The organism is Pantoea sp. GW821-FHT03E06, from assembly GCF_059420725.1.
The window spans coordinates 3,433,844-3,453,949 of record NZ_JBWKUG010000001.1; the positions used below are offsets into that span (position 1 = coordinate 3,433,844).

Below are 20,106 nucleotides of genomic sequence, written 5' to 3' on the forward strand. Positions count from 1 at the left end.
AACACGCATCAACCATTAAAGATTAGTCCCACCAAACGTCGAAGAGTCCAGTTACCTGGATATCTGTCAGGTTGTGGGCTTCCAGCCATTTACGCACCAGCTCGCGGTGCTCATCGGTGCACTTGCCGGTTTCCTGCAGGCAAACCAGACCTTCCCACACCAGATAACCGCTGCCGTCATACGCCAGACCATTCGGTGCGATCACTTCATTAATGAACTGATCAACAGTCGCATCAATTTGCTCCTCAGTTGTGCCTTCGGCGAAACGCCAGGCCACGGAGAAACCCAATTCCTGAAACTCATCAATATGCAGTTTTTTACGCAAACGGCGGCTACGCTGTACGGCCATTATTTCACCCTCTCAAACATCAGATCCCATACGCCATGGCCCAGTCGCTGCCCGCGCTGCTCAAACTTGGTTAACGGACGCGTTTCGGGACGCGGCACGTAATTGTTACTTTCCGACTGATTTTTATATCCGTCGATGCTGCTCATCACGTCTAACATGTGTTCGGCGTAGGCTTCCCAGTCGGTTGCCATGTGGAACACGCCGCCCAGCTTCAACTTACGCATCACCAGCTCAGCAAACGGCACCTGTACGATGCGACGTTTGTTATGGCGCGCTTTGTGCCACGGATCCGGGAAGAACAGCTGCACCATACGCAGCGAGTTGTCCGGAATCATCTTCTGCAGCACTTCCACCGCGTCGTGACACATCACGCGCAGGTTCTCAACGCCCGCGTCTTTGGCTGAGGCCAGGCAAGCGCCAACGCCCGGCGCATGGACTTCCAGCCCGAGGAAGTTCTGGTGCGGATTATTCTGCGCCATGGTCACCAGCGAAGCGCCCATGCCGAAACCAATTTCCAGCACCACCGGCGCGTCACGACCAAACAGCGTCACCAGATCCAGCGGTTCCGGCTGGAACTCAACGCCCATCTCCGGCCATAAATTATCGAGCGCGAGCTGCTGTCCTTTCGTTAAGCGCCCCTGGCGGCGCACAAAACTGCGGATACGGCGTAATGGCCGCCCGTTCTCATCAAATTCTGGGGTGATGACGTCATTAATCATGTTGAAGCCTGCTGGTTAGCCTGTTCTGGGAAACGGGCATTATGCAAAGTTAGAAAGCAGAAGCAAGCCTTTGCAATGTTCCGGTTTACACCCTGATGTCTCTGTGCTGGAATTCCTGCCTGATTGTAGAGTAAACACGGAAAATTTCCTTCTTATGATGCAAGCGCCGACGTTCGCGCAACAAGTGCTGGATTGGTATCAGCGCTTCGGTCGCAAAACCCTGCCGTGGCAGCAGGAGAAGACGCCATACAAAGTGTGGCTCTCTGAAGTGATGCTGCAGCAAACGCAAGTGACCACCGTTATTCCCTATTTTGAACGCTTTATGGCGCGCTTCCCGACGGTCAGCGATCTGGCCGCCGCGCCGCTGGACGAAGTGCTGCATCTGTGGACCGGCCTTGGCTATTACGCGCGGGCGCGCAATCTGCATAAAGCGGCTAAGCAGGTGGTGGAGAAGCACGGCGGCGAGTTCCCACGCAACTTTGATGATGTGGCGGCATTGCCGGGTATTGGTCGATCGACTGCGGGCGCGGTGTTATCGCTGTCGCTGGGCCTGCATTTCCCGATTCTGGATGGTAACGTGAAGCGCGTGCTGGCGCGCTGCTACGCGGTTGGCGGCTGGCCGGGCAAAAAAGACGTTGAGAAACGTCTGTGGCAGATCAGCGAAGAGGTTACGCCCGCAGAAGGCGTTAGCCAGTTCAATCAGGCGATGATGGACCTTGGGGCATTAGTATGTACTCGCTCACGTCCTAAGTGTGAAATCTGCCCGCTGAACAGCCGCTGCGTGGCCTATGCCAATAACAGCTGGACCAACTATCCCGGCAAGAAGCCGAAGCAGACCTTGCCGGAACGTAGCGGCTGGATGCTGATGATGCAGGATGGCGACGATGTGTGGCTAGAGCAGCGTCCGCCGGTCGGCTTATGGGGCGGGCTATTTTGCTTCCCGCAGTTCACCAGTGAGCAAGCGCTAACTGACTGGCTAAGCGACCGTGGCATTCAGGCTAAGCCACAGCAGCTCACGGCGTTTCGTCATACCTTTAGCCATTTCCACTTAGACATTGTGCCTATGTGGCTAGCGTGGCCTTCCGCTGGGTCGCTGATGGATGAAGCGGGCGGTCTCTGGTATAACTTAGCGCAACCACCGTCAGTGGGTTTGGCAGCGCCGGTTGAGCGCTTGTTGCATGAACTGCGCCATCCCCAGCAGCTTACGCGTCGATCGGGCGTGACCGAAGAGGAAGAGTAATGAGCCGCACCATTTTTTGTACTTATCTGCAACGCGACGCTGAAGGCCAAGACTTTCAGCTCTATCCTGGCGAACTGGGTAAGCGCATCTTCAATGAGATCTCCAAAGAAGCCTGGCAGCAGTGGATGTCCAAGCAGACCATGCTGATCAATGAAAAAAAATTGAGCATGATGAACCCGGAAGATCGCAAAGTGCTGGAGAAGGAGATGGTGAATTTCCTGTTCGAAGGCAAAGACGTGCACATTGAAGGTTACACCCCGCCAGAAAAATAACCGTTCAGGGCTTCCCTTTGAAGCCCTCTTTTTCGAGTCAGGCACGCATTAACAATGAATAAAAAACTGATAGCACTGTTGGTGATTGCACCACTTTTGGTCTCCTGCTCCGGACAAAAAAAATCGCAGTATCATGAAGAGTGGGTCAAGGACACCAACGGTTTCGATATCCTGATGGGTCAGTTCGCCCACAACATTGAAAATATTTGGGGCATCAATGAGGTTCTGATCGCCGGACCGAAAGACTACGTCAAATATAGCGATGGTTATTACACCCGCAGTCACATCAACTTTGACAGCGGTAGCATCACCATTGAGACCATTTCCGGTACCGATCCGATGGCCAGCCTGCGCCAGGCAATCATCACCACGCTGTTGATTGGCGAAGACCCGGGTAATGTCGATCTCTACTCTGATGCCAACGATATTCAAATCAGTAAAGAGCCGCTGCTGTACGGCCAGGTGCTGGATAACACCGGCCAGCCGATTCGCTGGCAGGGCCGCGCCGGCAACTTTGCTGACTATCTGATTCAGAACAAACTGCAGAAGCGCACTTCCGGATTGCATGTCATCTGGTCGGTGACCATTCCGATGGTGCCGAACCACCTCGATAAGCGTGCGCACAAATATCTGCCGATGGTGCGTAAAGCGGCGGAACAATATGGCGTCGATGCCTCATTGATTCTGGCGATTATGCAGATTGAATCGAGTTTCAACCCCTATGCGGTCAGCCATTCTGATGCGCTGGGTCTGATGCAGGTGGTGCAGCACACTGCCGGCGTCGATGTGTTCCGCATGAAAGGCAAAGGCGGCAAGCCGAGTCGAAGCTATCTGCTTGATCCTGAGAATAATATTGATGCGGGCACCGCGTATTTGTCGCTGCTGCAGAGAAGCTATTTAGGTGGGATTCAGGATCCGGTCTCGCGGCGTTATGCGGTGATCACTGCGTATAACGGCGGTGCGGGCAGCGTGCTGCGCGTGTTCTCCAGCGACAAAGATCGCGCCTTCTCGTCGATTAACGGTATGTCGCCAGCCGAGGTATATCAGACGCTGACCACTAACCATCCTTCGGCGGAATCGCGTCGTTATCTGTACAAAGTGAGCCAGGCGCAGCGCAGCTATCGTCGGTTCTAGGACGGTGCGATGATTGAAACGGTGGGCATAAATGCCCACCCTACACGTAAGGTCGCCATTTATGGCGACCTTGTTAAACCATCATATTCGCCACCAGATGCTTACGCCCGCTCTCATCTTCCTCGGTGTAAACCCCTTGCAGCTCCGGCGAAAAGCCCGGCAGGAGATTGATGCCCTCTTCCAGCGCGAGGAAATAGCGCTGCACCGCGCCGCCCCACACTTCCCCCGGCACCACGCACAGCACGCCTGGCGGATAGGGCAATGCGCCTTCTGCCGCAATGCGTCCTTCGGCTTTGGCAATGGGCACCAGCTCCACTTCGCCGCGAATATACGCCTGATGCGCATCCTGCGGATTCACTTTCACCGGTGGGAAACAGGCCGAGCGGAACATCGCTTTCTGTAAATCCTTCACGTCGAAGCTGACGTAGAGATCGTGCATCTCCTGGCACAGGCGGCGCAGCGTGTAACCTTTGTAACGCTCGATATTCTTGCGATAGACGCTCGGCAGCACTTCCGCCAGCAGCGCATCCTCACGCACGTGCTGCTCAAACTGCACCAGCATCGCCACCAGATGCGCCATCTTTTCCGATGTTTCAGCGGGCGTCAGCAGGAACAGAATCGAGTTCAGGTCGCACTTTTCCGGCACGATACCGTTCTCACGCAGGTAGTTAGCCAGAATCGTCGCGGGAATGCCGAAGCGGGTGTATTCACCGCTGGCGGCATCAATGCCCGGCGTGGTGAGCAGCAGCTTACACGGGTCGACCAAATACTGCTCCCGCGCGTAACCTTCAAAACCGTGCCACTTCGCCCCCGGTTCAAGACTAAAGTAAGCAGGATCGGCGGCAATGGCTTCGGTTTCCGCCGTTTGCCACAGCTTGCCGTGCACTTTTTCTGGCAGGAACGGTTGGATCATCTCACAGCGTTCCAGAATCGCTTTGCGCGCATCAATGCCGATGGTGACGCACTCGTGCCACATGCTGCGCCCCGCTTCGCCCTGGTGCATACGGGCGTTGATATCCAGCGCGGCAAACAGCGGATAGAACGGGCTGGTGGAGGCGTGCAGCATAAAGGCATTATTGAGGCGCTTGTGCGGACAGAAGCGCTTTTGCCCTCGGATGTGATTGTCTTTCTTGTGGATTTGGGAGGTCTGCGAGAAACCGGCCAGCTGCTTGTGCACTGACTGCGTAACAAAAATACCGGGATCGTTCGCGTCCAACTCCAGCGTCAGCGGCGAGCAGCCGGCCATCAACGGGATGAACTGCTCATAGCCGACCCACGCTGAGTCAAACAGGATGTAATCACACAGATGCCCGATGCGATCGACCACCTGCCGCGCGTTGTACACCGTGCCGTCATAAGTACCAAGCTGGATAATCGCCAGGCGGAAAGGCCGCTGATCCTGAGCGCGGTGCGGCGCCACTTTCGCAATCTGCTCACGCAGATAGGCATCGTCAAAGCAGTGCGCATCAATGCCGCCGATAAAGCCAAACGGGTTACGCGCCGCCTCCAGATACACTGGCGTTGCGCCCGCCTGAATCAGCGCACCGTGGTGATTGGATTTATGGTTGTTGCGGTCAAACAGCACCAGATCGCCGCGCGTGAGCAGCGCGTTGGTCACCACTTTATTGGCGCTGGAGGTGCCGTTAAGCACGAAATAGGTTTTGTCGGCGTTAAACACTTTGGCCGCGAACTTCTGCGCATCTTTGGCGGAGCCTTCGTGGATCAGCAAATCGCCCAGCTTGACGTCAGCGTTGCACATATCGGAACGGAACACGTTCTCGCCATAGAACTCATAAAACTGCCGTCCCGCCGGATGTTTGCGGAAAAACGCGCCGCCCTGATGTCCCGGGCAAGCAAAGGTGCTGTTCTGCATATCAACGTAGCGCGTGAGCGTATCGAAGAACGGCGGCAGCAATGCTGATTCATACGCCAGCGCCGCGTCTTCCAGCGCCTGCCACTCTTCCGGCGCGCCGTTGATTTCAGCGGTGACGCCCGGCAGCTTTAGTACGTCTTCATCGAACGCATTGGCGACAAACACCGGCAGATTAAAGCCGATCTTCTGCAACAGCGTTAACACACCGCTGCGCGTATCTGACAGGGTGACCACCACCGCAGCGACATCGGTGAAATCAGTATTGTCCAGCGTCACCACGTCGCGTGTGGTATTCAGGCTGAGACTTGGCGCGACAGCAACGCTGGCAGCAATTTTCAATGGGTTCATAACACAAATCCCTGAGCAAGGATGAGTGGGTGCCGATGGCACAGCAATGAGGAGATTTCCTCGGCGAAAGTCATAAGGGAGTAGATGGCTGACTGGGGCGCAATCATGTCATCTTTTTTTTGCAGGAACAACCGTACCCTCACCCCAGCCCTCTCCCGTTATACGGGAGAGGGAGCAGTCGGAGCGATAATTAAGCGCTGCTGGATCGGTTCCCTCGCCCGCTTGCGGGAGAGGGTTAGGGTGAGGGAAAAAAAGGAGTACTATTACCCTACTTTCCTCAACCAGCCGGAGGCTACATGTTTAAGGCATTGGTCATTGAAAATGACGAACAGGGTTATCGCACCACCTTGCAAGACCTTTCAGAAAAACAACTGCCCGATCAGGATGTCACCCTCGAAGTAAGCTACTCCACGCTCAACTACAAAGACGCGCTCGCCATCTGCAACAAAGGCCCGATTGTGCGTCAGTTCCCGATGGTGCCGGGCATCGATTTTGTCGGCCGGGTGATTAGCAGCCGCCATCCTGAATGGCAGCAGGACGATGTCGCGCTGCTCACCGGCTGGGGCGTGGGTGAAAAACATTGGGGCGGACTGGCGCAGAAAGCCAGCGTTTCGGGTGACTGGCTGGTGAAAGTGCCGTCCGCGCTCAGCCCGCTGCAAACCATGGCGATTGGCACCGCCGGTTTCACTGCCATGCTGTGCGTGCTGGCGCTGGAGAAACAGGGCATCACGCCACAGCATGGTCCGGTGTTAGTCACCGGCGCGAGCGGTGGTGTCGGCAGCTTTGCCGTTAGCCTGCTGGCGCGGCTTGGCTATGAAGTAGTGGCTTCCAGCGGGCGCGCCAGCGACAGCGATTATCTGATCAACACGCTGGGCGCTGCCTCGGTTATCGATCGTGCGGAACTGAGCGAGCCAGGCAAGCCGCTGGCGAAAGAGCGCTGGGCGGCAGCAATTGATAGCGTTGGCAGCCACACGCTGGCTAACGTGTTAGCAGGCATCAAGCGCGATGGCGTGGTCGCAGCCTGCGGCATGGCGCAAGGGTTGGATCTGCCAACCAGCGTGGCGCCGTTCATTCTGCGCGGCGTGATTCTGGCGGGCGTGGATAGCGTGATGTGCGCAAAACCGCTGCGTCAGCAGGCGTGGCAGCGTCTGGCGGAACTGGTGGATGGCGACTTGCTGCAGCAACTCACCAAGGTGATTCCGCTGAGCGAAGCGCGGGAAGGTGCCGAGCAGCTGCTGGCGGGGAAAGTGCGTGGCCGGTTAATCGTTGATTGCCGCTGATGTGTCGTAGGGTCGCCATTCATGGCGACCTTGTACGCATGAATCGCGACCTGGTGGGCATGAATGCCCACCCTACGAAAACACAGGCATTACAATCAGGCTCGCAGTTGGATTTGCGGCCTGCTCTTTCCCTCCTGCATCACCACATCCAGCTCCGCCTGATACCAGCGCGTCAGCGTGGATTCGGTCATCACTTCCTGCGGTGCGCCCTGCGCCACCAGTTTGCCCTGATGCAACAACAACACGCGATCCGACCACAGCGATGCGAGATTAAGATCGTGCAGCACGGTACAGACGCTAAAGCGTCCGTTGCGCGTTAAGCGGTGCAGCAAACGCAAACTGTGCTGCTGCCAGTACAGATCGAGCGCCGACGTCGGTTCATCAAGAAACAGCCAGCCGCGCGGACCATCGCCATGCCACAGCTGCGCCAGCACGCGCGCCAGCTGCACGCGCTGCTGCTCCCCGCCAGAAAGCGAGCGATAATCGCGCTTTGCCAGCTCGAGGCTGCCGGTGATGTACATCACCTCTTCGATAACCGCTTTCGATTGGCTGGCCGGCCAGGGCGCACGGCCCATCGCCACCACTTCAGCCGCCACTAACGGAAAGGTGAGGCTGTTTTGCTGACGCATTACGGCGCGGCGCTGCGCCAGCGGTTCACGCGGCCATGCATTTAACGGGCGATCGCCGAGCCAGCATTCCCCTGCTTCTGGCATGAGAAAGCCAGTAAGCAGGCGCAGCAGCGTGGATTTCCCTGCGCCGTTCGGACCAATCAGCGCGACCATTTCACCGGGCTGTAAACTAAGCGAAACGTCATCGATTAAGGCGCGCGCGCCGTGGCTAAAGCGCAGACCGCGCGCCTGCAGGCAATCACTCATTCATTCCCCTTGGGCTCACGCAGAATCAGCCAGAGAAACCACGGGCCGCCGAGCAGGCTGGTCAACAGGCCAACCGGCATTTCTGCCGGGATCACCACCGTGCGCGCCAGCGTATCCGCCAGCAGCAGCAAAATCGCGCCCGCCAGCGCCGAGCCCGGCAACATCCAGCGATGATCGCTGCCCAGACAAAAACGCATCAGGTGTGGCACCACTAAACCCACGAAACCAATAATGCCGCTCACCGAGACCGCTGTTCCCACCAACAACGCACTCAGCACCAGCAGTTGACGCTGCGTACGCTTCACATCGATGCCCATATAATGCGCATCTTCCTCACCGAGCTGCAGCAAGTTGAGGCGACGCGCGCGCAGTTGGATAGCAATCAGCGCCGGCAGAATCAGCACCGCACACACCGCCAGACTCGGCCATTGCGCCGCGCTCAGGCTGCCCATGCCCCACAGCGCCAGCTGACGCAGCTGCTGATCGTTACTCAGCCAGGAAAGCACGCCAACCGCCGCACCGCACAAGGCATTAATCGCGATGCCGACCAGCAGCAAACGCGACAAATTGCCCAGCGCCAGGCGGCTAAAACTGAAAATCAGCAGCGTGACGACCAAGCTGCCGATAAAGGCGGCAATGCTCGGCAGCCACAATGCCAGCAGCGGCGGTAAGCCGAGCGGGATAACGATCGAGAGCGCTACCGCCAAACCGGCACCGCTGCTAATGCCGAGTAAACCGGGATCGGCCAGCGGGTTGCGAAACAATCCCTGCATCACCGCGCCCGAAACCGCCAGCGCCATGCCGAGCAGCACCGCCAGCAGCACGCGCGGCAGGCGGATATTGATCCAGATTTGCCACGCCATATCGCTCAGCGGCGCGCGCCATAAGGTACGCATCGAAAGTGGCATCGCGCCGAAGTTGGCGGCCAGCAGCATGCACATCACCATGCTGATGCCCATCAAACACAGCCAGCGCAGCACGGATGCATTAGTCATGTTTTGCGGCTTCAGCGGCACGGCGCAACTTCACAATCGCACCCGGCGTATCCAGACCAAAGCTCAGCAGTGCCATCTCATCCACCATCAGCAACGCGCGATGCTGACCGGCCGGCGTCATTGCCAGCCCCGGCAGCGCCCACACTTTCTCTTCGCCGCCCAGCGTGCGCAGGCCATCTTCACCCACCACGATTAAATCCGGCGCTGCCGCCACCACGCCCTCCTGCGACAGTTGCTGATAGTGCGGCACCGCGGCCATAGCGTTGATCAGTCCCGCGCTGCGAATCGCACCGTCGGCACCGGTTTGCGCACCGGCCGCCTGGGTACGCATACCGCCGTGCGCCATAATAAACAGCACTTTGATCGGTAACGGTTTTTGCGGGATCTGTGCGCGCTGCTTGTTCACTTTTTCAATCAGCGCGTTAGCGGCATCTTCACGATGCAGCGCCTTGCCGATGGTGGCGATTTTTTCCGCGATAGCATCAAGGCTATTTTTACCGGTGATATCCACCACTTTTACCCCGGCTTGTGCCACCTGCTCTAATACCAGCGACGGCTTGGCCAGCTCGCTGCTCAGCACCAATGTCGGCTTCAGCGCCAGAATCCCTTCGGCGTTCAGCTGGCGCATATAACCGACATCCGGCAGCTTATTGGCCTGCGCCGGATGCTGGCTGGTGCTGTCGCGTGCCACCAAATTCGCCTGCGCATCCAGCGCATAGATAATCTGCGTGACATCGCCGCCGATGGAGATCACTCGATCCGCCGCGAAGGTGGGCAGCGTCAGCGCGCAAAGCAGTACCAGAAGTCGTCTCATGCGGTGGCCCCTGCGCTGTTCAGCGAGGTCACCTGCTCGCGCCAGCGCGCCTGTTCCGGCGTGCCTTCGCTGCGCTGGCCATACAGCTGCGCAATCTGCGTGCCGTCAGCGGCGAACAGTTCAAGACTGGTGACGAAGCCGTCGCCGCTCGGTTTGCGTGTCACCCAGCTTTCACTGATGCGATCCGCCATCAGATGCAGCGTGAAGGTGGGATTGAAGATGTTGATCCAGTTCTCCATCGGCATCAGCTTCTGCACCGCGCCGGTGAAGATCTGCGTGCAGCCACGGTTGCCAATGAAAATCATTATTTCGTTGCCATCCTGCTGTGCTACATCCAGCAGCTGCGCCAGGGAATCATTACTCACCTGACGCGCCAGATCGTCCGGCACCGCGTGGAATGCCTGCGGTCGTGAGAGGTTATGACGCTTCAGCAGCCCAAAGAACTGATGCACATCGGTCATCGCACGCCATTCGGCCTCCACTTTGCTGGCATCCACCGTGCGGCTGTATTGCGGCGCGCTGGCGGGCTGCGGATCTACTGTCGCCGCGCGCTCCACCACAAACCCGGCAATCAGCGCATCCCAGGCGGTGATATCGGTGTTGTCGGTGACGTAGATTTTCAGAACCGCATCGGCGTGGCGATCAAAAATCTGAATGCTTTGACGTTCGCCGTGTGCGGTCTGCTCACGCAGAAAGAACGCGCTGTGCCACTGATTGAGAAACAGGCGCTGATCGAGGGCGCGCGGATTGAGAATCAGACCGGCATGCTCGCCAAGATGCAGGTTTTCATACTTGCCCACCTGCTCGTGCACCGCATACTCATTGCGGGTGATACTTTTGGTCTCGCCGACAGCGGCCAGCGCCGCCAGCAAGGCGGGAAAATCGGCTTTTAATGCCTGCGCATCCTGACCAACGCGGGCTTCGCACAGCTGTGCTTCGCCAATGCCCATCAATGCCGCCAGATCGCGCGCGTACTTTTTCGGATGCTCGCCTTTCAGCGCCAGATATTGTTCGTAACGTGGGTTCATTGCCTTGCTCCATGAAAATGCCCTGCGCCACCGCAGGGCGAAAAGGGATTAGAAGTCGACGTTCACACCCAGCTGGAAGGTGCGGCCTGGCATCACTGCCAGATTGATGTCGTTGCGTTCCTGGGCATTGCTGCTGGTCAGCGTACGACTGCTGGTGTAATCCCAGTATTTGCGATCGGTAATGTTGTAGATGCCGCCGCTCAGCTTGACGTTTTTCGTCGCCTGCCAGTAAGCCGTGGCATCAACCATGCCGTATCCCGGCACGCGCATATAATCGGTGGTGGCATCGGTGATCGGCGTGCCAGCGTTGGTATAGCTTTCGCGGTTGGTAGCGGTAGCCTGCTTACCTTTCACAAAGGTGGCGGTCAACGCGGCGCCATAGCCACGCGCTTTGTCATCCCACGCCAGTCCAACAATGGCTTTCAACGGCGCGACGCTGTCGAGATCGATGTACTTGTCACCGGCATAGCTGGACTTGGATTTCCCTTCGTTATAGCCCAGCGCAAAGGTGCTGCTCAAGCCATCCACCTGCGGGAACCAGGTGCCGTAATTCACTTTGGTTGAGATCTCAGCACCATAAATGTAGGCCTTATCGCGGTTTTCAGCCTGATAGCTGGTGTAGATGTTGCTCGGTACGTTGACGAACATCTCCGGATTAGTGGCGCGACGATAGCGGGTATAAGCGATGAAGTTTTTATACTGGTTGTAGAACACCGACGTGTTAACCGTGACGCCTTCGGTGGCCTGACCTTTCAGGCCCCACTCGAAGTTGTTGCTGGTTTCGGTTTTCAGATCGGTATTACCAATCAGCGCATACTGCGCGCTACCTGCATAGCTGGAACCGAGGTTCCATGAGCCATACAGCTGGCTGGTGGTAGGGAACTGCACGCCGCGTTTGTATTGCAGATAGGTGGTCAGCGCGGGCGTCAAATCGTACTGGAAGGTCAGTGATGGCAGCACCTGAGTATCAGAGTTGGTTTTGCCGTACAGTGCATCAACCTGCTCTTCGGTCAGCACCGCGCTGCCAGTGGTAAGATCGCCCAGATCCTTCGGCTTAGTGCTTTGATACATCACGCGTACGCCGGGAATGATCGCGAAGTTGTGGCTATCAAGATCGAAGTTGATCTTATCCTGCAGATAACCGGCCACCGCGAAAGTGCGGCTGTCGGCCTGCGGTTGCGTGATGGCGCTGAAGGTACTGGGTGCCGGTTCCTGACGGAACGGACGCTCGCTGTTATCCAGACGCGCATTGACACCGGCGCTGAGCTCATGACGTCCCAGCGTTTTGGTACCGCGCGTGTCAAAGCCGTAAGTATCGACATTGAAATCGGAATAGACGAAGCCGTACTGACTGGCGCTGGTTGGCAGATAGGTATTGTCGTGCGCCTGCGTTTGCTGCCAGTAAACACGCGTGGTCAGCGTATCGATGAAGTCATTGTACGGCGTCCACTCATCCGCCAGATTGATGCCCCAGCGGCGCGTATCACTCTGCTGCTGCGCGCTGCCCCACACGGTGTTACCGCTGGTGTCCCAGGTATCGTAGTGACTGTGATTGGTTTTGTGATAGTAATCGAAAGTGGCGCTCAGCTTATGCTGATCGTTCGGCTGCCAGATGCCCGACGTCATAAAGGCATCGGAGTGCCAGTTAGCTGGATAGGCGTCTTTCACGCCGCTGTTATTTTCGGTTTCCTGACCGTCGCGGCGGCTATATACAAACAGGCCGCGCAGCTCGTCATCACCCGCTGCAGCAGTAATGCCGTTGTGCCAGCTGCGGTTCGAGGAGTCATAATCACTCTGGTAACCGAAGTACGTATTTTTGTCGCTGCTAAGGTAGTCATCGGCGGTTTTGTTGTGAAACGACACGTTACCGCCGATAGAGGTGTTGGGTTGATCGACCGCCGTGGCGCCCTTCTCGATATCAACGCTGCCGAACATGTAGGGATCGATGTAGTCGCGGCCAATCCCAAAGGTATTGTTACCGGTGCGGCTGACGTACGGACGACCGGTAGCATCCGGAATCGGGATGCCGTCGATATCCATACCCACGCGGTTACTCTCCAGGCCACGGATGTTATAACCGGTGTAGCCCGCGCGGTCGAAGCCACTTTTGCCCGCCGATGAACCGCCGCTGGAGCCGGTTGCGCTGATCAGCGGTTCATAACGCATGATCGAACCGAAGTCATTGGCGCCGCGTTTTTGCAGTTCTTGCGCTGTAATCGTGGTTTTATTGCCGGCCTGCTGTTTTGGCGCAGTGACGGTCAATACCGGTTCATCGCTGGCGGCGTAGCTGCAAGCGGCATGAATAGCCGAAGATAAAATGGCAACTTTGAAAAGACGTTGCTGAGTGAATCCCTGAAAGAGTGAAGACATGCGCGAAATACCCGGTTAATTGTTAGTATTCGCTCACTTGCTTGCTGCCAGAAAGTACGGACTTTGATGCAAAGACCATAAAAAGTTGCGGACTTATTTTATGTAATAAATGATTGCGACAGAAATGTAATGCAACTGGTAATCATTATCAATAGCATTTACATTAAGATGTATCTTAGAGCGCACGATTTGTTAACTTGTTTATTATCAATAATTAAGCAGAGACATCTATGATTCAGAAACCGTCCATCACTATTCATTACTGCACACAATGCAACTGGCTGCTGCGCTCCGCGTGGATGGCGCAGGAATTACTGCATACGTTTGCTGAAGATGTAGGCGCAGTTACGCTTAAACCGGGCACCGGCGGCGTGTTTGAGATCAGCATTGATGGCCAGGTAATTTGGGAGCGTAAGCAGGAAGGCGGATTCCCGGATGCGGCGGTGTTGAAGCAGCGCGTGCGCGATGTTTGCTGGCCGGATCGCGCGTTGGGGCATGTGGATAAGAAGAAGAGTTGAGGTGATTGACGTGTGGTCATTGAAACGGTCGCCATGAATGGCGACCCTACGGGCGATCTGCTAACTTTTGGCGATTTTTTCTGCCGCGTCGTGCAGCGCGCTAATCACAATCTCCAGCGCCTCAGCCGAAATATCTTCCTGCGCCAGGCGGTGATTCAGCGTGTATTTTATCAGGTGAATCGCCTGCTCAACCTGCGGAATATTGCGGTTATTCACCAGAATCGCCAGCGAGGTTAAGCGCTCAATAATCGCTTCCACACTGTCACGATTCTCCGCCAACAGTGCCGCCCCGCTCTCATTCAGCGCATAGGCTTTACGTGATGCCTGCGCATCGACCACGCGAATCGCGTCCATCTCTTCAAGCAAGGTGAGATTGGGATAAATGATACCGGGGCTAGGGGAATATTCCCCTTTGGAGAGTTCTTCAACCGATTTGATCAGCTCATAGCCGTGCGCAGAGCCGTTCGCCAAAAAGTGCAGCATTAACAGTCGGATATCACTGGCATCCAGCATCCGCTCCCGACGCTTCTTACGTGCGCCTGCACAGATGGTCCGCTGTGCGTGGTCGGACTGCCATGGAAAATCCCGCTGCTGTTTCATTGCCTTCCTGAGCGTCAATTAAGGGAGGTTGATAGTAGTCTGCCGCCTGGCAAAATTCAACACAGGCGGCAGCGGGCGGGCCAGTCGGGAATTATTTCTGATGCCAGTAGGCCACAGCGCGCACGTAATCCGTGTGCGCACCGCGTCCTTGAGTAAAGTAATCGCTCAGCAATTTCACCGCCTCACCTTCGCCCGTTAGCCAGATGAAGTAGTCGTCAGCGGGCAGCGCAATGCTTTCTAAGCGTGCAGTTAGCGGGGCCAGGTTATCCGCCTGCATAGTACCGCTGCCAAGCCAGCTCACCTGCACATTCGGCAACTCGCCAAGATAATCGCGGCCGGTCGCTTCATCGACATACGCCAGCAGATGGATCGCCTGCGCCTGCATCTCGGCGTAGCGACGCTTAAACGCGGGCAGGCCGGTTTCATCACAAACGTAAATCTGGCAGGCATAATCGACGGGCACGATAAGCGAACCGCGCGGACCGCCCATGGCAATTTGATCGCCCGGTTTGGCTTCATTAGCCCAACTGCTGGCCACGCCGCCCTCGTGGATGTAGAAATCGATGGTCAGTGAATCGATGCCGTTAAATTCCAGCGGCGTGTAATCACGCGCGGCAGGGCGTACCCCGCCCGGCCAGACAATACCGTCATCCGTCATCTGCGGTAGCGCCAATTCTGCGCCGGTTTTTTCCGGGAAGAATACTTTGATGTGATCGTCAAACGACGGCGAATTGAAGCCTGCCAGATCGTTGCCGTTGAACACAATGCGCCAGAATGCACCGGCAATCAGCGTTTTGCTCACCACGGTGATGTGACGGAAACGCAAGTCATTACGTACGCGACGCGGTACGCGTGCGGAAGGGGTAGTTTGCAAGCGTGGTCTCCCTAAAAGATAGTGAAAGTCATTCTCATCTGATGGCGTCAGAATAGTTATGATATATCTTCGATGCAATGCCGAAAAATGCTATTGGGAGATTGTGGCGATGGCAAAATCAGTGCGATTGGCAATGCGGTCGCCATAAATGGCGACCCTACGGGTTTTGTAGGGTGCGCATTTATTACGACGCGCGGGTTTTGTAGGGTGCGCATTTATTACTACGCGCGGGTTTTGTAGGGGCGCATTTATTACGACGCGCGGGTTTTGTAGGGGCGCATTTATTACGACGCGCGGGTTTTGTAGGGTGCGCATTTATGCGCACCGTCCACATGGACGCACAGAATTTGAGACGTGGCTAATCGCACCTGGCAATACAGCAGGCGTGAAGATTTTTCATGGGAGAGCTCATCCTGCCGGACATCAGGCACGAGCAGTGCGACCGGCAAGCGAGATTAAAGCGTAGAAATATTAACCCTGATGGTTACCGCAGGTGACGAAGCTACCCTCATCCTGGGTATGGTTCGGCAACACATTGTCGCCCAGAATTTCATGCTGTGCACAACGCGGTTGATGCGGATGCAGGCCACCCGGCGGTGAAAAAGGCTCGGCCATCTGTGCACTTGCCAGCGAAGAAAACGCTACAAGCGCTGTCATGAGGAACAACGGTAGAAGTCGCATAATTTTTTTATCTGTTCACTATAGCGGTCCGGAATGGACCAGAAATGCAGGTGATTATCCAGCCTGATGTGTGGCGGCTGGTGATTTACGCGGCCAATCAGGTTTCGATGAAGAATTTTACGCCAATCAGGGCGATGAGTTTATAAAATCGTGCGGTTTGTCACGGTTTACCGCACGAATTATGCATTAGTTAACCGCCACAGGAATATAGAACGTCCCTTGCAGCAGATCGGGCGTGCTGTATTTCAGATCCAGTTTGAGTAAATCTTTGCCCGCCCGTCGTGCCACGCCCAGCGCTGGCAGATGGTTGTAATAGATCTCGGCGGTAAAGGCGTTGATCTCTTCCGGCGCGCCGTGCCAGTTTATTTCCGCATACAAGCCCTTTTCACCGGTCCAGTTCTGCACATTACGTGGAAGCACATCGGCATACTGACTTTCCAGCGCCTGGAACAGGCTAATATGCTGCTGGTCGGCCGAATTCACGCCGGGACTAAACTGGAACCCCAGCCAGCCACGGTTCACGTGCTGACCCGCAAAGGCAATAAAATCGCGCGTGTGTTGCGCCACAATATGATTGTGGTGATCGATGTATTCGCCAAAACGGCACTCCCACTCAATCACCTCGCCACACAGCTGCAGCTCCGGCTTCTCCACCAGATGCGCATTAACCCACTCACGCTGCGTTGAGATGCGGCTGTGGAAATCCTTCATCAGCATATCCGGGATGCGGCGATAGGCACCTGGCGTCATTGAAAAATGACTTTTAAACACTCGGGTAAAATTCTGCTGATTATCAAAGCCAAAGCGCACCGCAATATCGATCAGCGGCATGCTGGTCAGACGCAGCGCCATCGCCGCCATCGTTAAACGACGTTTGCGCGTGTAAGACGCCAGCGTTTGTCCGGTCATCTCTTTGAACATGCGCTGCATGTGCCATTTGGAGTAACCGGATTTTAGGGTAATCAGATCGACGTTGAGTTCGTCAGTCAGATTCGCCTCGATCCAGTCCACCAGATCATTGATGTACTGTTTTTTTAGATTCAGGCTGAGCATGGTTTTGATAATCGAATGAAGTGGTTAACGTAATGAATTTGCGTTATTCGTCACATAAATATAACAAAAACGTATTACTAACGTAAGGAAGAGTAAACGTACCGAAGCGGGAAAAGCATTAATTGCTTAGGTGACTAACGTTTTTCTCTGCGTGGAAATAGAAAAGGTCGCCATGAATGGCGACCTTTCGACAAAGCAGACCTGTTTTAGTAGGGTGCGCATTCATGCGCACCTCAGTGCAGATAACTCAGTGCGAGCGCATGCCCGCTGCCGTCATCATCATACGAAACAGTGATGCCACTACACCCAGTGCCAGCACGCTTGCGCCGTAAATGATCACCAGCCACATCAACTGTTTCCACCACGGAATCTTCGTTTCTGAGTGAGTTTTCATGTTGCTGACCTCGGTTTGCATATCAATGGTATCCTTCGTCGGCTTTGATTTTTCCGCGGAACACGTAGTAACTCCAGAAGGTGTAACCCAGAATTACCGGAATAATCAGCAAGCCACCCACCAACATAAACGCCTGGCTACTCGCCGGAGAAGCGGCCTGCCAGATAGTGATAGACGGCGGAATGATGTTCGGCCAGATGCTGATGCCAAGGCCCGAGAAGCCAAGGAAAATCAGCGCCAGTGTTAGAATGAACGGCGAGTAATGCGCTTCGCGTTTAATCGCACGCACAATCCCCCACGAACACAGCACCACCAGCACCGGAACCGGCAGGAACCAGAACAGGTTAGGACGCGTGAACCAGCGCTGCGCGATATCGGCGTGCGTCAGCGGCGTCCAGATGCTGATAATTCCCACCACCAGCAGCAGCGTCAACGTCAACGGCGTGGCCAGCGCAGACATTTTACGGTGCAGGTCGTGTTCGGTTTTCATGATGAGCCAGGTACAGCCCAGCAGCGCATAGGCGATGACCAGACCAACGCCACAGAACAGCGGGAACGGCGCCAGCCAGCTCATTGCTGAGCCCGCATATTCGCGGCCAACCACCGGGAAACCATTCAGGATCGCGCCAACCGCCACGCCCTGGCTGAAGGTCGCTAGCAGTGAACCGGCAATGAATGATTTATCCCAGAACGCACGGTGTTCCAACGTGGCTTTGAAGCGGAACTCAAAAGCAACACCACGGAAGATCAGGCCAATCAGCATCGCCGTTAACGGAATCGACAGCGCATCCAGCAGCACCGAATACGCCAGCGGGAACGCGCCATACAGCGCCGCGCCGCCCAGTACCAGCCAGGTTTCGTTACCATCCCAAACCGGCGCAACGGTGTTCACCATCATGTCGCGTTCAACAGGATCTTTATTGAACGGCAGCAGCAGCCCGATACCCAGATCGAAGCCATCCATGACGATGTACATCAAGGTGCCAAAGACGATGATGGCAAACCAGATAATTGAAAAGTCGATCATCTTAGTGCTCCCCACTCTTTTCGCTATGGGTTTTCGCCGCCGACAGCGGACGCGCTGGCGTGTGATGCTGACCCGGACCACCGTGATCAACCTCTTTACCTTCACCGGTCACCGGACCCTCTTTGATCAGACGCATCATGTAGAGGTAACCCACGCCAAATACCGACGAGTAAACCAGAATGAATGCCAGCAGGCTGATGCTCATGTGCATATCGCCATGCGCGGAAACCGCATCAATGGTGCGCTGTACGCCATACACCACCCACGGCTGACGCCCAATTTCGGTAGTGAACCAACCGGCCAGAATGGCGATCAAACCCGATGGCCCCATCAGCAGCGTGAACCATAAGAATGGACGCGAATGATACAAGCGACCTTTGAAACGCAGCCACAGGCTGACCACGCCCAACGTAATCATCAGCAAGCCCAGCGCCACCATCACGCGGAATGACCAGAAGATGATGGTTGAGTTAGGGCGATCCTCTTTCGGGAAGCTCTTCAGCGCAGGAATCTGCTTATCCAGGCTGTGCGTCAGAATCAGGCTGCCGAGATACGGAATCTCAACCGCATACTTCGTGCGCTCCTGATCCATATCCGGCACGCCAAATAGAATCAGCGGCGAGGCTTCACCCGGTTTATTTTCCCAGTGGCCTTCAATCGCAGCGATTTTCGCTGGCTGATGCTCAAGGGTATTCAAACCATGCGCGTCACCAATCATCGCCTGAATCGGCGCGACAATCAGTGCCATCCACAGCGCCATGGAGAACATCTTACGAATCGCTGGATTGTCATTGCCGCGCAGCAGATGCCACGCGCCCGATGCACCAACAAAGAAGGCGCTGGCAAGGAAGGCACCCACCGACATATGGAACAAGCGGTAAGGGAATGAGGGGTTGAAGATGATTTTCAGCCAATCTTCCGGCACCACAATGCCGTTCTGAATGATGTAGCCCTGCGGCGTATGCATCCAGCTGTTCGAGGCGAGGATCCAGAAGGTGGAGAAGATGGTGCCGAGCGCCACCATGCAGGTTGCAAAGAAGTGCAAGCCAGGGCCGACGCGGTTCCAGCCAAACAGCATCACACCGAGGAAGCCCGCTTCAAGGAAGAAGGCGGTCAACACTTCATAGGTGAGCAGCGGGCCGGTAATACTGCCTGCGAACTGCGAGAAACCACTCCAGTTGGTACCAAACTGGTACGCCATCACCAGACCGGATACCACGCCCATACCGAAGTTAACGGCAAACGCTTTCGACCAGAAATGGTAGAGATCGCGATAGGTCTCGTTACGGGTTTTCAGCCACATTCCTTCGAGCACCGCCAGGAAACTGGCGAGACCGATGGTGATGGCTGGGAAGATAATATGGAAGGAAACAGTAAAGGCGAACTGTATCCTTGCCAGATGAAAGGCATCTAATCCAAACATTGCTTACCTCATTGCCACAAATTACACCGAATTTTTACTTATATTTAACAAGCAGATCGCAACGCCATATTTCGCCTTGCTTAAAGAAATGTCGCACCAATGTAAAAGGAAGCCGTGCGAACGAAAATAAACAGTGGAAGTCGGTAAAACTATAACAGTGTTTTTTGATTTCGATCATTGTTTTCCATGGAAACTAATACTTTAAAATCACTACGTTAAGGTTAATCACCCTCATTCAT

At 55.7% G+C, this 20,106-nt stretch carries 21 protein-coding genes; 6 read left to right on the plus strand and 15 right to left on the minus strand.

Annotation, left to right across the window (positions count from 1 at the left end; all coding sequences use genetic code 11):
• Positions 1–22: 22 nt before the first annotated feature.
• The gene (locus AC07WB_RS15895) at positions 23–349 is read right to left on the minus strand and encodes a YggL family protein (protein WP_494940820.1); all 327 of its coding nucleotides are present in this window, start codon (positions 347–349) and stop codon (positions 23–25) included.
• Positions 349–1,068 carry a tRNA (guanosine(46)-N7)-methyltransferase TrmB gene (trmB, locus tag AC07WB_RS15900; RefSeq protein ID WP_494940821.1) on the minus strand — a complete coding sequence of 240 codons (720 nt, stop codon included), beginning with the start codon at positions 1,066–1,068 and terminating at the stop codon, positions 349–351. The genes AC07WB_RS15895 and trmB overlap by 1 nt, the downstream gene beginning before the upstream one ends.
• Before the next feature lie 154 nt (positions 1,069–1,222).
• On the opposite strand from trmB, the gene mutY reads away from it, so the two are divergent.
• Genes mutY through mltC form a run of 3 tightly spaced genes read left to right on the plus strand, consistent with a single transcriptional unit; the run spans position 1,223 to position 3,714 of the window.
• Entirely contained in the window at positions 1,223–2,308 is a 1,086-nt protein-coding gene (gene mutY / locus AC07WB_RS15905) for an A/G-specific adenine glycosylase (protein WP_097096089.1), read from the plus strand.
• Positions 2,308–2,580, plus strand: coding sequence for an oxidative damage protection protein (locus AC07WB_RS15910; RefSeq protein ID WP_097096088.1), 273 nt, complete (start codon positions 2,308–2,310; stop codon positions 2,578–2,580). Before mutY ends, AC07WB_RS15910 begins: the two co-directional genes overlap by 1 nt.
• Positions 2,581–2,634: 54 nt before the next feature.
• Positions 2,635–3,714: a membrane-bound lytic murein transglycosylase MltC gene (gene mltC, locus AC07WB_RS15915; RefSeq protein WP_097096087.1), complete on the plus strand. Its 1,080-nt coding sequence runs from the start codon at positions 2,635–2,637 to the stop codon at positions 3,712–3,714.
• A gap of 73 nt (positions 3,715–3,787) precedes the next feature.
• Here mltC and AC07WB_RS15920 read toward each other — a convergent pair whose 3' ends face one another.
• Positions 3,788–5,935 (minus strand): ornithine decarboxylase, encoded by a 2,148-nt coding sequence (locus AC07WB_RS15920; protein ID WP_494940822.1) that lies wholly within the window; start codon positions 5,933–5,935, stop codon positions 3,788–3,790.
• A gap of 296 nt (positions 5,936–6,231) precedes the next feature.
• Here AC07WB_RS15920 and acuI point away from each other — a divergent pair, with 296 nt between their 5' ends.
• Positions 6,232–7,215, plus strand: coding sequence for an acrylyl-CoA reductase (NADPH) (gene acuI, locus AC07WB_RS15925; protein ID WP_097096085.1), 984 nt, complete (start codon positions 6,232–6,234; stop codon positions 7,213–7,215).
• Between the two features lie 95 nt (positions 7,216–7,310).
• Here the strand turns inward: acuI and AC07WB_RS15930 are convergent, their stop codons facing one another.
• From AC07WB_RS15930 to AC07WB_RS15950, 5 genes are read right to left on the minus strand one after another with little or no spacing between them, the layout of a single operon-like run.
• A complete protein-coding gene (locus AC07WB_RS15930; RefSeq protein WP_097096084.1) occupies positions 7,311–8,090 on the minus strand; it encodes a heme ABC transporter ATP-binding protein in 780 nt (259 codons plus the stop codon).
• Complete coding sequence (locus AC07WB_RS15935; RefSeq protein WP_494940823.1) at positions 8,087–9,085, minus strand: FecCD family ABC transporter permease; 999 nt, start codon at positions 9,083–9,085, stop codon at positions 8,087–8,089. The genes AC07WB_RS15930 and AC07WB_RS15935 overlap by 4 nt, the downstream gene beginning before the upstream one ends.
• Positions 9,078–9,899, minus strand: coding sequence for a heme/hemin ABC transporter substrate-binding protein (locus AC07WB_RS15940; protein ID WP_494940824.1), 822 nt, complete (start codon positions 9,897–9,899; stop codon positions 9,078–9,080). Before AC07WB_RS15940 ends, AC07WB_RS15935 begins: the two co-directional genes overlap by 8 nt.
• Entirely contained in the window at positions 9,896–10,927 is a 1,032-nt protein-coding gene (locus AC07WB_RS15945) for a hemin-degrading factor (RefSeq protein WP_494940825.1), read from the minus strand. The genes AC07WB_RS15940 and AC07WB_RS15945 overlap by 4 nt, the downstream gene beginning before the upstream one ends.
• A gap of 48 nt (positions 10,928–10,975) precedes the next feature.
• A complete protein-coding gene (locus AC07WB_RS15950) occupies positions 10,976–13,297 on the minus strand; it encodes a TonB-dependent receptor domain-containing protein (protein ID WP_345828354.1) in 2,322 nt (773 codons plus the stop codon).
• A 230-nt stretch (positions 13,298–13,527) separates the two neighbouring features.
• Here AC07WB_RS15950 and AC07WB_RS15955 point away from each other — a divergent pair, with 230 nt between their 5' ends.
• Positions 13,528–13,815: an Rdx family protein gene (locus AC07WB_RS15955; RefSeq protein WP_494940826.1), complete on the plus strand. Its 288-nt coding sequence runs from the start codon at positions 13,528–13,530 to the stop codon at positions 13,813–13,815.
• 60 nt (positions 13,816–13,875) lie between these two features.
• Here the strand turns inward: AC07WB_RS15955 and AC07WB_RS15960 are convergent, their stop codons facing one another.
• The 3 genes from AC07WB_RS15960 to AC07WB_RS15970 form a co-directional block, all read right to left on the minus strand.
• The gene (locus AC07WB_RS15960) at positions 13,876–14,415 is read right to left on the minus strand and encodes a PadR family transcriptional regulator (RefSeq protein WP_494940827.1); all 540 of its coding nucleotides are present in this window, start codon (positions 14,413–14,415) and stop codon (positions 13,876–13,878) included.
• Between the two features lie 91 nt (positions 14,416–14,506).
• A complete protein-coding gene (locus tag AC07WB_RS15965; protein WP_494940828.1) occupies positions 14,507–15,289 on the minus strand; it encodes a siderophore-interacting protein in 783 nt (260 codons plus the stop codon).
• A 471-nt stretch (positions 15,290–15,760) separates the two neighbouring features.
• Positions 15,761–15,904: a hypothetical protein gene (locus AC07WB_RS15970; RefSeq protein WP_494940829.1), complete on the minus strand. Its 144-nt coding sequence runs from the start codon at positions 15,902–15,904 to the stop codon at positions 15,761–15,763.
• On the opposite strand from AC07WB_RS15970, the gene AC07WB_RS15975 reads away from it, so the two are divergent.
• A complete protein-coding gene (locus AC07WB_RS15975) occupies positions 15,905–15,961 on the plus strand; it encodes an SEC-C metal-binding domain-containing protein (RefSeq protein ID WP_137386906.1) in 57 nt (18 codons plus the stop codon). It abuts the gene before it with no gap.
• A 195-nt stretch (positions 15,962–16,156) separates the two neighbouring features.
• Here AC07WB_RS15975 and AC07WB_RS15980 read toward each other — a convergent pair whose 3' ends face one another.
• From AC07WB_RS15980 to AC07WB_RS15995, 4 genes are all read right to left on the minus strand, one after another.
• Positions 16,157–17,023 (minus strand): helix-turn-helix domain-containing protein, encoded by an 867-nt coding sequence (locus AC07WB_RS15980; RefSeq protein ID WP_097096075.1) that lies wholly within the window; start codon positions 17,021–17,023, stop codon positions 16,157–16,159.
• A gap of 247 nt (positions 17,024–17,270) precedes the next feature.
• Positions 17,271–17,438, minus strand: a complete 168-nt coding sequence (locus AC07WB_RS15985; RefSeq protein WP_097096074.1) for a DUF2474 domain-containing protein — start codon at positions 17,436–17,438, stop codon at positions 17,271–17,273.
• 1 nt (position 17,439) lies between these two features.
• Positions 17,440–18,444, minus strand: a complete 1,005-nt coding sequence (gene cydB, locus AC07WB_RS15990) for a cytochrome d ubiquinol oxidase subunit II (protein WP_097096073.1) — start codon at positions 18,442–18,444, stop codon at positions 17,440–17,442.
• Between the two features lies 1 nt (position 18,445).
• Positions 18,446–19,867 (minus strand): cytochrome ubiquinol oxidase subunit I, encoded by a 1,422-nt coding sequence (locus tag AC07WB_RS15995; RefSeq protein ID WP_097096072.1) that lies wholly within the window; start codon positions 19,865–19,867, stop codon positions 18,446–18,448.
• Between the last annotated feature and the right edge of the window lie 239 nt (positions 19,868–20,106).

Bases quoted from the DNA above. Each gene is read 5' to 3' on its own strand.
- trmB (WP_494940821.1), bottom strand. From the start codon at position 1,068: ATGATTAATGACGTCATCACCCCAGAATTTGATGAGAACGGGCGGCCA.
- AC07WB_RS15895 (WP_494940820.1), bottom strand. From the start codon at position 349: ATGGCCGTACAGCGTAGCCGCCGTTTGCGTAAAAAACTGCATATTGAT.
- AC07WB_RS15995 (WP_097096072.1), bottom strand. From the start codon at position 19,867: ATGTTTGGATTAGATGCCTTTCATCTGGCAAGGATACAGTTCGCCTTT.
- mltC (WP_097096087.1), top strand. From the start codon at position 2,635: ATGAATAAAAAACTGATAGCACTGTTGGTGATTGCACCACTTTTGGTC.
- AC07WB_RS15945 (WP_494940825.1), bottom strand. From the start codon at position 10,927: ATGAACCCACGTTACGAACAATATCTGGCGCTGAAAGGCGAGCATCCG.
- cydB (WP_097096073.1), bottom strand. From the start codon at position 18,444: ATGATCGACTTTTCAATTATCTGGTTTGCCATCATCGTCTTTGGCACC.
- AC07WB_RS15920 (WP_494940822.1), bottom strand. From the start codon at position 5,935: ATGAACCCATTGAAAATTGCTGCCAGCGTTGCTGTCGCGCCAAGTCTC.
- AC07WB_RS15910 (WP_097096088.1), top strand. From the start codon at position 2,308: ATGAGCCGCACCATTTTTTGTACTTATCTGCAACGCGACGCTGAAGGC.
- AC07WB_RS15980 (WP_097096075.1), bottom strand. From the start codon at position 17,023: ATGCTCAGCCTGAATCTAAAAAAACAGTACATCAATGATCTGGTGGAC.
- AC07WB_RS15940 (WP_494940824.1), bottom strand. From the start codon at position 9,899: ATGAGACGACTTCTGGTACTGCTTTGCGCGCTGACGCTGCCCACCTTC.
- AC07WB_RS15950 (WP_345828354.1), bottom strand. From the start codon at position 13,297: ATGTCTTCACTCTTTCAGGGATTCACTCAGCAACGTCTTTTCAAAGTT.
- AC07WB_RS15970 (WP_494940829.1), bottom strand. From the start codon at position 15,904: ATGGCCGAGCCTTTTTCACCGCCGGGTGGCCTGCATCCGCATCAACCG.
- AC07WB_RS15935 (WP_494940823.1), bottom strand. From the start codon at position 9,085: ATGACTAATGCATCCGTGCTGCGCTGGCTGTGTTTGATGGGCATCAGC.
- AC07WB_RS15930 (WP_097096084.1), bottom strand. From the start codon at position 8,090: ATGAGTGATTGCCTGCAGGCGCGCGGTCTGCGCTTTAGCCACGGCGCG.
- AC07WB_RS15955 (WP_494940826.1), top strand. From the start codon at position 13,528: ATGATTCAGAAACCGTCCATCACTATTCATTACTGCACACAATGCAAC.
- AC07WB_RS15985 (WP_097096074.1), bottom strand. From the start codon at position 17,438: ATGCAAACCGAGGTCAGCAACATGAAAACTCACTCAGAAACGAAGATT.
- AC07WB_RS15960 (WP_494940827.1), bottom strand. From the start codon at position 14,415: ATGAAACAGCAGCGGGATTTTCCATGGCAGTCCGACCACGCACAGCGG.
- mutY (WP_097096089.1), top strand. From the start codon at position 1,223: ATGATGCAAGCGCCGACGTTCGCGCAACAAGTGCTGGATTGGTATCAG.
- acuI (WP_097096085.1), top strand. From the start codon at position 6,232: ATGTTTAAGGCATTGGTCATTGAAAATGACGAACAGGGTTATCGCACC.